Annotated in this window: 10 protein-coding genes and 1 pseudogene; 3 read left to right on the top strand and 8 right to left on the bottom strand. The window is 56.1% G+C overall.

Annotated features, from left to right (window positions below; genetic code table 11):
• Nucleotides 1–34 precede the first annotated feature (34 nt).
• Nucleotides 35–562, bottom strand: a pseudogene (locus tag ED661_RS22460) (AMP-binding protein); the annotation flags it as partial.
• Nucleotides 563–1,078: 516 nt separating this feature from the next.
• Between ED661_RS22460 and ED661_RS21615 the strand changes: the two are divergent.
• Nucleotides 1,079–1,297, top strand: coding sequence for a hypothetical protein (locus ED661_RS21615; RefSeq protein ID WP_122077274.1), 219 nt, complete (start codon nucleotides 1,079–1,081; stop codon nucleotides 1,295–1,297).
• A gap of 197 nt (nucleotides 1,298–1,494) precedes the next feature.
• On the opposite strand, the gene ED661_RS22125 is transcribed toward ED661_RS21615, so the two are convergent.
• On the bottom strand, nucleotides 1,495–2,058 hold the full coding sequence (locus tag ED661_RS22125) for a 4'-phosphopantetheinyl transferase superfamily protein (RefSeq protein WP_122077271.1): 564 nt from the start codon (nucleotides 2,056–2,058) through the stop codon (nucleotides 1,495–1,497).
• Between the two features lie 113 nt (nucleotides 2,059–2,171).
• Between ED661_RS22125 and sbnB the strand changes: the two genes are divergently transcribed.
• Nucleotides 2,172–4,190 carry a 2,3-diaminopropionate biosynthesis protein SbnB gene (sbnB, locus tag ED661_RS22120; RefSeq protein ID WP_216822478.1) on the top strand — a complete coding sequence of 673 codons (2,019 nt, stop codon included), beginning with the start codon at nucleotides 2,172–2,174 and terminating at the stop codon, nucleotides 4,188–4,190.
• A 25-nt stretch (nucleotides 4,191–4,215) separates the two neighbouring features.
• Here the strand turns inward: sbnB and ED661_RS21595 are convergent, their stop codons facing one another.
• Nucleotides 4,216–6,132, bottom strand: coding sequence for an FAD-dependent monooxygenase (locus ED661_RS21595; protein ID WP_122077359.1), 1,917 nt, complete (start codon nucleotides 6,130–6,132; stop codon nucleotides 4,216–4,218).
• A 167-nt stretch (nucleotides 6,133–6,299) separates the two neighbouring features.
• Here ED661_RS21595 and ED661_RS21590 point away from each other — a divergent pair, with 167 nt between their 5' ends.
• Nucleotides 6,300–6,740, top strand: coding sequence for a MarR family winged helix-turn-helix transcriptional regulator (locus ED661_RS21590; RefSeq protein ID WP_122077266.1), 441 nt, complete (start codon nucleotides 6,300–6,302; stop codon nucleotides 6,738–6,740).
• 109 nt (nucleotides 6,741–6,849) lie between these two features.
• On the opposite strand, the gene nqrF is transcribed toward ED661_RS21590, so the two are convergent.
• From nqrF to ED661_RS21565, 5 genes are read right to left on the bottom strand one after another with little or no spacing between them, the layout of a single operon-like run.
• Entirely contained in the window at nucleotides 6,850–8,073 is a 1,224-nt protein-coding gene (gene nqrF / locus ED661_RS21585) for an NADH:ubiquinone reductase (Na(+)-transporting) subunit F (RefSeq protein ID WP_122077264.1), read from the bottom strand.
• 13 nt (nucleotides 8,074–8,086) lie between these two features.
• Nucleotides 8,087–8,695 (bottom strand): NADH:ubiquinone reductase (Na(+)-transporting) subunit E, encoded by a 609-nt coding sequence (gene nqrE / locus ED661_RS21580; protein WP_122077262.1) that lies wholly within the window; start codon nucleotides 8,693–8,695, stop codon nucleotides 8,087–8,089.
• Nucleotides 8,695–9,348: an NADH:ubiquinone reductase (Na(+)-transporting) subunit D gene (locus tag ED661_RS21575; protein ID WP_122077259.1), complete on the bottom strand. Its 654-nt coding sequence runs from the start codon at nucleotides 9,346–9,348 to the stop codon at nucleotides 8,695–8,697. Before ED661_RS21575 ends, nqrE begins: the two co-directional genes overlap by 1 nt.
• The gene (locus tag ED661_RS21570) at nucleotides 9,348–10,154 is read right to left on the bottom strand and encodes a Na(+)-translocating NADH-quinone reductase subunit C (RefSeq protein ID WP_122077256.1); all 807 of its coding nucleotides are present in this window, start codon (nucleotides 10,152–10,154) and stop codon (nucleotides 9,348–9,350) included. The genes ED661_RS21575 and ED661_RS21570 overlap by 1 nt, the downstream gene beginning before the upstream one ends.
• Complete coding sequence (locus ED661_RS21565) at nucleotides 10,147–11,346, bottom strand: NADH:ubiquinone reductase (Na(+)-transporting) subunit B (protein ID WP_122077253.1); 1,200 nt, start codon at nucleotides 11,344–11,346, stop codon at nucleotides 10,147–10,149. The genes ED661_RS21570 and ED661_RS21565 overlap by 8 nt, the downstream gene beginning before the upstream one ends.
• Nucleotides 11,347–11,349: the final 3 nt, after the last annotated feature.

The raw sequence follows: 11,349 nt of genomic DNA, 5'->3' as shown, positions 1-11,349 counted from the left end.
CATTGTGCCCGACGCTGTTGCAGATCGCCACGCCTTTGGGCGCCGATGTCGATCCTGAGGTATATTGCAGATGCGCAATATCCGCACCGCTCAGATCCGGGTCTTGCCAGATCTCCTGTGCAGTGGTCGGCAGATCTTCGATGGCAAGAATCCTCAGCCCCGGCAGCGCCTCGCTGAGCCGCGCCTGCATCTCACGGGTCGAAATCACCAGCCGGGCGCCACTATCTGCGGCAACGTTTTGGGTGTGATCCATCGGCCGGTTCAGCTGGGGATATTTGATCGGAACGGCAATGGCACCCGCGTATAGGCAACCAAAGTAACACTGCAAAAACGCCAAACCGGCGGGCAGTGCGATGATCACCGGCGCCTGCCTGAGGCTGTAGCCCAGGTCTTTGGCCTCAGCCTGCAAAGTAAGCGCCTGCACCCTGGCCGCCGCATCCAGCCCCCGATAGGACAGTGTTTCAGCTGGCTGGGAGGGCGACGACAGGAAAGAAAACGCGCTCTGGTCGTTAGAATCTGCGCGTTCTTGCAGCGTCCTGATCAAGCCTTTGTCGAAAACCATCCCTCGAATCCTTTCCTCACTTTTTGAAGTCGATTTCGCAAGCCCAGCAGCGCTCATCCGCCCATCACTCAGTCAGTCAGTCAGTGACCAGTTCCCGCCATCAAAGGTCGATTTCAAACCTGTGAAAGGCCTGAATACAGAGATAAAATCGCCTGCTTGGCCCCTCAAACGAACCAGCTCTTTGATTGGCCTTGCGGCTTTCGCACCAATTTCAAAGCTTCGAATCTCCCACCTGATTGGCGGGTCAAGCAGACAAGCTGCTCTGTGACTGGCAGCCAAGCCGAGCCAGATCAAAAACCTACAGAAAAACCACCGGCATAGACTTCGCCAGATACTTGAAACCACAAACCATTTATCAACACAACCTTAATTTGTATTTGCGGATTTGAAACAATATGTGGATGTTCGAAAAATCATGATACTGAATTGTTCTTGCATAGGTTGCTTTCAGCTTTCCTATGATTGCTTTCATCCTGTGCCGATATCCGGAGTGACATTTTTTTGAGGAGACCTCACGTGGAAAAAGCGGAAGCCAAAGCCCAAAAAGACCCCATGAAAGCGGAACTTAAAGCCAAGCATAAGGCAAAAGGAAAAGCCGAGGGCAAAGCCCAGAAAGATGAAAGAAAGGCAAAGGCCAAAGAGATGAAAGGCAAAGAAAAAGCGGGTAAAGATACCGCAAAAGCCTCTGCCAAATCGATCAAGGCAAAGGAAAAAGAAAAGGCCATGGCCGGCTGACCCCTGCGTCAAAACGTCGGGCACCTTTGCACCAGTCGCTGGGTGCCCTCCGTTTTCCACCCCACAGACCAGGACAACACAAAAATTTCCGGACCGTTTCACCAGAGACAATTTGGAGTCGCAAAGCTTGGAGCAAGGTTCTACCGGGCCAGCTTGGCTTTGCCCCTCAGAAGGGGGATGAATTGGAGCTATCTGACCTATCTGAATTTCACCGCATCACTGGCGGCTGCTTGGAGTGCGGCTTGCATCAAAAAATCACTGCCCGCAGTCTGACCTGTGCTTGCGGCGGCAATCTGCAGCTGATGCAACCCCTTTCCGTAGCCCCTGAACCGATCCTGCGGCGTCGATTGTGCCGCCATGTAGCTGCATTCTGCTGGAGTCATCACACGCGCGGCGAGCTCTTGATAGGTTTGCAGGTCCGCCAACCGTTCAACATCCACGCCCATGGGTCTGCCTGAACACAGCGCTACCGCAATCAGGCCCTCAGTGTGGGACAGATTAAAATGCAGATCCGGGTGGTCCTTCAGATAGGGTTTCCCCTGTGGGTTACAGCAAAGGTCATAGCGATGCACACCTGCGTCCCGCAACGCCCAGTGCAAAGCCGCATGGGCAACAACAAACAAGTGATGCGCCTGATTGCAGGAAAAACGACGCGCCCGCTGGCGCTCTTGCAGGGTCAATTCAGCAAGCAGCGCTGCAAGCAATCCCTCATCAAGATCGACAACTGGACACAGAAATAGCGATACATTTTGCCTCATCATTTTAAACCCGGATCATGAAATATTTCAAATAAGCGCCCCTATTGACTGAGCAATTTCTAATTATTACACTTTATGATAGATTTCTAAACCCGCAAAAGCTGATTGGAGTTCTGATGAACATTAGGAGAGAATTTCCAGAAGCCTTCTTTATGCCAATTGAGGGGCTGATTGACGGGCACTTGTTTTTAAAAATCGAATCCATAAACCCCACCGGCTCTATCAAACATAAAACGGCGCTGAGCCTGATTGAAGCAGCAGAGCTCTCCGGTAGGTTGCAACCCGGCGCAATGGTGATTGAATCTACTTCCGGAAATTTGGGCATTTCCCTGGCAGCACTTTGTGCAAAACGCGGATATGGCTTTACCAGCATTGTCGACCCAAATGTCTCGGCGCAGAGTGTGGCGACGATCCGCGCCTTTGGCGGCAGGGTGATCCAGGTCACCGCGCGCGATGCCCAGGGGGGCTATCTGGGGACCCGCATCGAACTGATCAAGCAGATGCAGCAGGCCGATCCCTCGCTTTACTGGACCAACCAATATGCCAACCCTGCCAACCCGGCAGCCCACACCCGGCTCACCGCGGTTGAAATCGCCACTGCGCATCCCGATGCGGATTGGGTTGTGGTCGGCGCCGGGACCACCGGCACCCTGATGGGGTTTCTCGATTATTTTCAGGGCACCCGCCATCCGGCGCAGGTGCTTACTGTGGATTCAACTGGATCCATCACCTTTGGTGGCAAAGCCGGTCCACGCTTTCTCCCCGGGCTGGGCACCAGCCGGATCCCTGAGATCTATCAAGCAGATAAATCCGCAATACTGTCATGGTGTCGGAACACAATGCGGTCCGCATGTGCCGTTGGCTCGCGACCACGCACGGGTATCTTTCGGGCGGCTCAACCGGATCAATTCTGGCTGGGGTTCAGGCACGGGCGGATCTGTTCCCAAGGGGCAGCAAGGTTGTCGCCCTCTCCCCGGATGGTGGCGAGAAATACCTCGACACGATTTATAACGATGATTGGGTACAGGAGGTTTATGGCGCACTCCCCAGCCTTGAAGCCAACATATCAGAGCCCCACCGGGAATTGGAAACCACAGCGAATGAGGTCAACTGACATGGGGCATCTCACCGATACAGAACAGCCCGGTTTACGGCTGATTGCGGCCCAGGCGATCCGCAAGGTCCTGAAGGGCAACGCTGAGGAAATCGAGCAACTGGTCGCGCGTGCCTACCAGGCGCATCATCAGCACCAGACGGTCAACCCCGACAGCTACTTTCTGCGGTTTCCCGATAGTGAACGCAATCGCATCATCGCCCTGCCCGCCGCTATTGCCACCGACGATCTACAAGTTTCTGGCATCAAATGGATCGCCAGCTACCCCGCCAACCTCAGCAAAGGTTTGGAGCGAGCCTCGGCAGTGATCATCCTCAATAACGCCGAAACCGGCTATCCCTTTGCGGTAATGGAGGGCGCACAAATCAGCGCCATGCGCACGGCCGCCTCGGCAGTCCTGGGGGCGGATCACTGCGCGCGTCTGGGGCGCCGGGCAAAATCTGTCGCCTTTGTCGGGGGCGGGCTGATCTCGCGCAATATCCTGAATCAGTTCTGCGCGCGCGGGTGGCAAATTGGCAAGGTCTGCTGCCACGACCTAAACTCCGAAGCCGCTGCAGCGCTGGCCAATCATGCCGTTAACAGCTGCGGTGTGGCTGCCCAACCCGGCAGTTTGGAACAGGCCCTGGACGCAGAGATTGTGGTCTTTGCCACAAGTGCGGTAACACCGTATCTACCTGAAACATTTCAGTTTTCACCTGGGCAAACTGTACTCAATGTATCCCTGCGCGATCTTGCCCCGCAGCAAATCCTGGCCGCACAGAACGTCTTTGACGATGTGAATCATTGCCTCAAAGCACAGACCTCGCCGCATCTTGCCGAGATCCTGTCAGGGGGGCGGGACTTTGTCAGCGGCTCTCTTACCCAGGTGATTGATGGCGCAGTGACCCTTACGGATAGCAAACCGGTGATCTATTCCCCCTTTGGCATGGGGATCCTGGATGTGGCGCTGGCCAGCTTTGTCTATGCCAAGGCCACAGATCAAGGCGACAGCCTGGAAGTACCCGATTTCTTTGGATTGTAGCCGTCTTCACCAAGTATATGTTGGGTCAGGTGCCACTTGCGGGTAGAAAAATCACGTCAAGAAATCTGCTCAGTGGGTCGTGGGCATCAAGCGGCAACACATGGGCGACATACTGATCCGGCCGCACCACAACCATGCAGCCCTGGTCGCGGTGCACACCTCGCATCTCAAAGATATCCCCGGCGCCTTTGTGATCGACACAGAAAATCTTTTCATGATCCTGCAGCCCCAGCAGGCCGGTGAATGGTTTTAGGATCTCTGGAAAATCCTGATACAAAAGCGCGTCAAAACTCTGTTGAAAAACTGCCCGCAGGTCGATTACCGCGTCAACATCCTCATCTGGTCGGCGATACCTTTGCACGACCGAGGCCAGATCATTCATCAACCACTCACAAAGCTGATAAATATCAGAACCCTCGCCGCTTTCCTTGCCAGCAAAGGCATAGATCCGCCAGCGGCCATCGGCCTCGGCCACATGACCCAGCTGCATCTGCATCGCATCTGCGGCCCGAACAACCGGGGCAGAATGAAAACGCCGCCCAATCTCAAACCCGTTTGCCAGCGCCTGGTATGTATCCGGGCCTGTCAGCAAAGACCGATCATATTTAACGGCCAGCCCCCCGGTGAATTCCAGGTTATCGATGAATTGCTTCTGGAAGCGCGGCATGTCACTGCCGTCGAGTTTGGACTCTCCGGGCGGGGCCGACATGATCCGTGCCCATTGGTGATCCGTCTCGATCAAGCGCTTTGCCTCGACCCAACGCTCAGCAGAGTAGCTGCGCAACAGGCGCGGATCTGAGCGGCCCTGCAAGACCTGCGCCAGCTTCCACCCAAGGTTAAAACTGTCCTGCATCGAGACATTCATCCCCTGCCCGGCCTTGGGGCTATGGGTGTGGCAAGCGTCCCCGGCAGTAAAGACCCGCGGGTTTTGATCCCGATCCCCGGGCACATTGTCAAACCGATCCGTCAGTCGGTGGCCAATTTCGTAAATGGACCACCAGACAACCTCTTTGACGTCGATTGTGTAGGGCCGCATGATCCGGTTGGCCGCCTCGATCATGTGATCTGCGGTAAAATTGCGACTGGAGACCCGCTCTTGCGGGTTCAACTTGTCCAGCTCGACATGCATTCGGAACAGATAGCCGCCCTCCCGCGGCAGGATCAGGATATTGCCCTCCGAGGCCGAGGTGATCAGGCATTTCTGACGCACATCCGGAAAGTCGGTATTTGCCAGAATATCCATCACCCCCCAGGCCTGATGGGCGGCATCACCGTGCAGCTCACCACCAATGGAGGCACGCACGCGTGAACGCGCCCCGTCGCACCCCACCACATAGTTGGCTCGCACAGTTTTGGTCTCGCCCGCGTTGATGCCGGTGTTTTCCAGAGTGACAGTAACCGGGTGATCCTCCGTGCTGGGGTCAATCACCAGATCCCGAACGCCCCAGGAATAATCCGGCTGCAGCCGGGTCGGGGCGTTTTTCATCACCTCAAGAAACAGTTCATGCACCCGTGCCTGGTTGATCAGAGTATGCGGCATCTCAGACGAGCCTTCGGGCACATCCTGCACCCGGCCTATGCGGCTGATATGCGCGGGGTTCTTGGGATCCGGTGACCAGAATGCTGTCTGGTTCACCCAGTAGCTCTCCCTTTTGACCGTCTCGGCAAAGCCAAAGGCCTGGAACATCTCCATGGTACGGGTATTGACCCCATCCGCCTGGCCTTTTTCGATTGGCCCCGGTTTGGGCTCGACGATCATGGTTTTGATGTCAGGAAACTGCGCCAGTTGCGCCGCAAGGCAAAGCCCCGCCGGTCCACAGCCCGCAATCAGCACATCCACCCGGTCCGGCAGCGGCTCGAACGCCCCATAGCTGCGAAATGCAGATTCGGCGGGCTTAACGTCAGGATCTCCCCCTCGAAAGCCGTCCTTGTAAAACTGCATCACCGCATCCCCCATTTTTCAACCGGATCCTCGCGGATCTCCTCGATCTCATTTTAATATCTATGCTTACTATATTGAGTCAAGAAACAATGTGGCCGCTGCTATCATCGTCGTCCTGCCTGTAATAGACAGCACATAGGGTGCCGAAACGCAGGAGTAAGAGGCCGATGAAAGTTCAGGAAATGGCGGGTCACCTGATCAGGCGACTGAACCAGACATCCACCCATATCTTTGCCAAGCAGATGCAAGAAGATGGCGTTGACCTCACGCCTGTTCAGTTTGCCGCCTTGGATACAATTGCCGCGAACCCCGGAATTGATCAGGCCGGCGTTGCCGCCAAGATCGCTTATGATCGCGCCACCATTGGCGGCGTAATCGACCGCCTGGTGCAAAAGGGGCATGTCACCCGTAACGTCAGCGAAAAAGACCGCCGCGCCCGCGAAGTCCGGCTCACCGACACTGGGCGAGCCCTGTTTCAGGAGATCCTGCCAAAGGTGGAACGCATGCAGGATGAAATGCTGCAGGAGCTGACGCCTGAAGAGCGCCAAGTCTTCCTGGCGCTGACCCGCAAAGCACTGGGAAAATCCGCGCCGCAGGAAACGGATTGAACACCCGCCTTCTGGACATGAAGGCGGGTCTTATCACGGCAGTACCCAGCCAAGCAAAAGGCGGCACCTGAGACAGGAGCCGCCTTTTTTATTGCAGTAATGTAGCAGCTTAGCCGCCAAAATCATCCAGCATGATGTCTTCACGGTCGACACCGAGATCGAGCAGCATGTTGATCACCGACTGGTTCATGATGGGCGGGCCACACATGTAGAATTCGCAGTCTTCTGGCGCCGGGTGGTTCTTGAGGAACTCCTCAAACAACACATTATGAATAAAGCCGGTGTAGCCGGTCCATTCATCCTCGGGCATCGCGTCGGACAGGGCAACGTGCCAGTCAAAGTTATCAAACTCTGCCGCCAGCGTGTCGAAATCCTCGACAAAGAACATCTCTTTCTTGGAGCGCGCCCCATACCAGAAGGAGATCTTGCGATCGCGGTTTTCCAGACGTTTGAGCTGGTCAAAGATATGGCTGCGCATCGGCGCCATACCGGCACCACCACCGATAAAGACCATCTCTTTGCCGGTCTCGCGGGCAAAGAATTCACCAAACGGACCAGAGATCGTCACCTTGTCACCAGGCTTCAAGTTGAAGATGTAGCTCGACATCTGACCAGCCGGGATGCCTTCCGAGCCGGGAGGCGGTGAGGCCACCCGAACGTTGAGCATGATCATGCCCTTTTCATCCGGGTAGTTCGCCATGGAATAGGCCCGTTCAACGGGCTCATTGACCACGGATTCATATTGCCACAGGTTAAAGCGGTCCCAGTCTTCGCGGTACTCTTCTTCGATATCAAAATCGGTGTACTTCAGCGCATGGGCCGGGGCTTCGATCTGGATGTAGCCACCCGCGCGGAAGTTCACATCCTCGCCTTCGGGCAGGTCCAGCACCAGCGCCTTGATGAAGGTGGCGACGTTTTCGTTGGAACGCACGGTGCATTCCCACTTTTTCACGCCAAACACCTCTTCGGGCACTTCCACTTCCATGTCCTGCTTGACCGCAACCTGACAGGACAGGCGGTCACCGCAGCCGGCCTCACGCTTGGTGATATGGCCTTCCTCGGTCGGCAGGATCGAGCCGCCACCGGAGTGCACCTTGACTCGGCACTGGGCACAGGTGCCGCCGCCGCCACAGGCCGAAGGCACAAACAGCTTTTCAGCCGCAAGTGTCTGCAGCAGTTTACCACCGGCAGGAACCGAGATGGTTTTTTCGCCGTTAATAGTGATGTTCACATTGCCGGTCGACACCAGCTTGGAACGGGCCGCGATGATGATGCTGACAAGCGCCAGAACGATCAGGGTGAAGAGGACAATGCCAAGTCCAAAAGTAGCCATTGTGTCAGCCCCCTTACAGTTTCACGCCACTGAAGGACATGAAGGCCAGCGCCATAAGTCCCGCAGTGATGAAGGTGATGCCAAGACCCTGCAAACCATCCGGAATGTCAGAATATTTCAGCTTTTCGCGCACACCGGCCATGGCGGTGATCGCCAGCGCCCAACCAAAGCCGGAGGACAGACCATAGGTCATGCTTTCGGCAAAGCCGTAGTCGCGCTCCACCATAAACAGCGAGCCACCCAGGATGGCGCAGTTCACGGTGATCAGCGGCAGGAAGATCCCCAGCGCGTTGTAGAGCGGCGGGAAGTATTTATCCAAAACCATCTCGAGGATCTGCACCAGCGCCGCGATGACGCCAATGTAGGAGATCAGACCGAGGAAGGTCAGGTCCACATCCGGGAACCCCGCCCAGGACAGCGCGCCGGGCGCCAGCAGGTAGGTCAGGATCAGGTTGTTGGCGGGCACGGTGATGGCCTGCACGATCATCACCGAAATCCCCAGACCAATGGCGGTCGAGATCTTCTTGGAAACGGCGATGAAGGTACACATGCCGAGGAAGAAGGAGAGGGCCAGGTTCTCAACAAAGATCGCCTTGACCGCGAGGGAGAGGAGCGCTTCCATCAGTGGGCCTCTACAACTTGAATTTTATGTTCACGCTCTTCCACCTGATCGGGTTTCCAGGTGCGGAAAGCCCAGATCAAAAGACCGATGATGAAAAAAGCCGAAGGCGGCAGCAACAGCATCCCGTTTGGCACATACCAGCCACCGTTGTTCACGGTTTCCAGAATGGTGACGCCAAACAGCGAGCCAGAGCCAAAGAGTTCGCGGAAGAAACCCACCAGCATCAGGATCAGACCATAGCCCAAACCGTTGCCGATGCCGTCGATGAAGGAGGCCATGGGCGGGTTCTTCATGGCAAAGGCTTCGGCGCGGCCCATGACGATACAGTTGGTGATGATCAGGCCAACAAAAACCGACAGGGTTTTAGAGATCTCAAAGGCATAGGCCTTGAGCACCTGATCCACCAGGATCACCAGCGAAGCGATGATCACCATCTGCACAATGATCCGGATCGAGCTGGGGATCTGGTTGCGCAGCACCGAGATGAACATCGATGAAAACGCGGTCACCAGCGTCACCGCAATGGTCATTACCAGCGCTACCTTGAGCGAGGAGGTCACCGCCAGGGCGGAACAGATACCAAGCACCTGCAGGGTGATTGGGTTGTTGTCGACCAATGGGTCGAGCAGCATTTCCCTACGTGTCTGGGACATCAGATATCTCCTGCTTTGAGATTGGCAAGGAAAGGTGCATAGCCGGTTTCGCCCATCCAGAATCGTACCAGGTTGTCGACACCCACCGAGGTCAGGGTTGCACCGGAGAGCGCATCCACATGGAACTCTTTGCCAGCGGCAGGCGCGGTCTTGGCCACGGTGATTTGCAGCGCGCCCGCGTCATCTGTCAGGCGTTTCCCATTCCACAGGGCCTTCCAACGTGGGTTGTCCACCTCGGCACCCAGACCGGGGGTCTCGGCATGGCTGTAGAACTGCAGGCCAAAGATGTCATTGGCGTTTTCTTCCACGGCGATAAAACCGTAAAGCGTCGACCACAGACCATAGCCATGCAGCGGCAGGATCACCTTGTCGATCGCGCCCGCATCATCCTTGAGCAGATAAACGGTCATGTATTTCGACTGACGGCCAATCGAGGCCGGGTCATCTTCCAAAGCGATCGAGGTTGCCGGATCATCCGCCGAGGCGCGATCATCAAAGGTGGCAATGTCAAACTCATCAGTGAAACGGCCAGTGGCCAGCTCCAGAACCCGAGGTTCAAACGAGGCACTGAAGGCTTCGGTGACGTCGACGCCGGGTTCATAGAGACCCGCCACCTGCAGAATGTTGATCTGCTTGTCTTTCAGCTTGTTGATCTCTTGCGTCGGGCGCAGCGCCACCGCTGCCGCCGATACGATCATCGAGGCAAAGAGGCACAGGGCGACGGCAACAAAGAGAGTTTTGCCGGTGGAATCGGGCGAGGCCTCAAGGAAGCGCTGGAGTGCGCCTTTGTTGGTTTGCTCAGACATGACGCTTCGCTCTCCGTTTGATATTGGCCTGCACGACAAAGTAATCGATCAGCGGCGCAAAGACGTTACCGAACAGGATGGCCAGCATCATGCCTTCGGGGAAGGCCGGGTTGATCACCCGGATCATCACCACCATGAAGCCAATCAGCGCACCATAGATGTAGCGGCCCAGATTGGTGTGGCTGGCCGATACCGGCTCGGTGACCATAAAGACCATGCCAAAGGCAAAACCGCCGGTGACCAGATGCCAATACCAGGGCATCGCAAACATTGGGTTGCTGTCGGAACCGATGGTGTTGAGCAACAGCGAGAAACCCACCATGCCCGCCATGCAGCCTACGATCAGACGCCAGTTAGCAATCTTGGTGATCAACAGGAAGGCCAGGCCAATCAGACAGGCCAGCGTCGAAGTCTCGCCAAAGGAGCCCTGGATCGTGCCGATAAAGGCATCCATCCACTCGATCCCGTTGGCCGCCAGCTGATCAAAACCAGCCGAGGCGGAAACGGACAGAGCCGTGGCGCCGGAGAAACCGTCAACAGGCGTCCAGATACTGTCACCAGACATATAGGCCGGATAGGCAAAATAGAGGAAAGCACGACCGGTCAGCGCGGGGTTCAGGAAGTTCTTGCCTGTTCCGCCAAAGACTTCTTTGCCGATAACCACGCCAAAGGCGATGCCAAGGCCAACCTGCCATAGCGGAATGCTCACAGGTACGATCAGCGCATAAAGCATCGAAGTCACCAGGAAGCCTTCGTTGACCTCGTGGCCGCGCACGGTGGCAAAGATCACCTCAAAAATACCACCCACTACCAGTGTGGTGATATAGATCGGCAGAAAATACAAAAGCCCGTGCAGCATATTGCCCAGCGGATTTTCCGGGTTGAAGCCAATGCCAAAGAACTCGATCAGCGCAGCGCGCCAACCCGAGGCCCCATAGGTGCCAATGGCCGTGTTGACCTGCAGGCCCGTGTTATAGAGGCCAAACAGGATACAGGGGATCGTTGCGATGACCACATAGGTCATGATCCGCTTCATATCGACATATGAGCGCGCATGTGGTGCAGCGGTTGTGACCGTCTTAGGTGTGTAGAGGAAGCTTTCCACCATCTCGTAGACGGGGAAGAGTTTCTCCCACTTGCCGCCCTTGGTAAAGTTCGGCTCGATGCGGTCAAAAAAGTTACGGAGACCCAAGAG

Origin of the sequence: Pseudophaeobacter sp. EL27 (assembly GCF_900313025.1) — a bacterium.
Classification (GTDB): Bacteria; Pseudomonadota; Alphaproteobacteria; order Rhodobacterales; family Rhodobacteraceae; genus Pseudophaeobacter.
The sequence above is the reverse complement of the archived record's forward strand: the minus strand, read 5'-3'. Positions and strand labels throughout refer to the sequence as shown.

Coding starts and splice junctions, on each gene's coding strand:
- ED661_RS22125 (WP_122077271.1), bottom strand. CDS start 2,058: ATGATGAGGCAAAATGTATCGCTATTTCTGTGTCCAGTTGTCGATCTT.
- sbnB (WP_216822478.1), top strand. CDS start 2,172: ATGAACATTAGGAGAGAATTTCCAGAAGCCTTCTTTATGCCAATTGAG.
- ED661_RS21595 (WP_122077359.1), bottom strand. CDS start 6,132: ATGCAGTTTTACAAGGACGGCTTTCGAGGGGGAGATCCTGACGTTAAG.
- ED661_RS21590 (WP_122077266.1), top strand. CDS start 6,300: ATGAAAGTTCAGGAAATGGCGGGTCACCTGATCAGGCGACTGAACCAG.
- nqrF (WP_122077264.1), bottom strand. CDS start 8,073: ATGGCTACTTTTGGACTTGGCATTGTCCTCTTCACCCTGATCGTTCTG.
- nqrE (WP_122077262.1), bottom strand. CDS start 8,695: ATGGAAGCGCTCCTCTCCCTCGCGGTCAAGGCGATCTTTGTTGAGAAC.
- ED661_RS21575 (WP_122077259.1), bottom strand. CDS start 9,348: ATGTCCCAGACACGTAGGGAAATGCTGCTCGACCCATTGGTCGACAAC.
- ED661_RS21570 (WP_122077256.1), bottom strand. CDS start 10,154: ATGTCTGAGCAAACCAACAAAGGCGCACTCCAGCGCTTCCTTGAGGCC.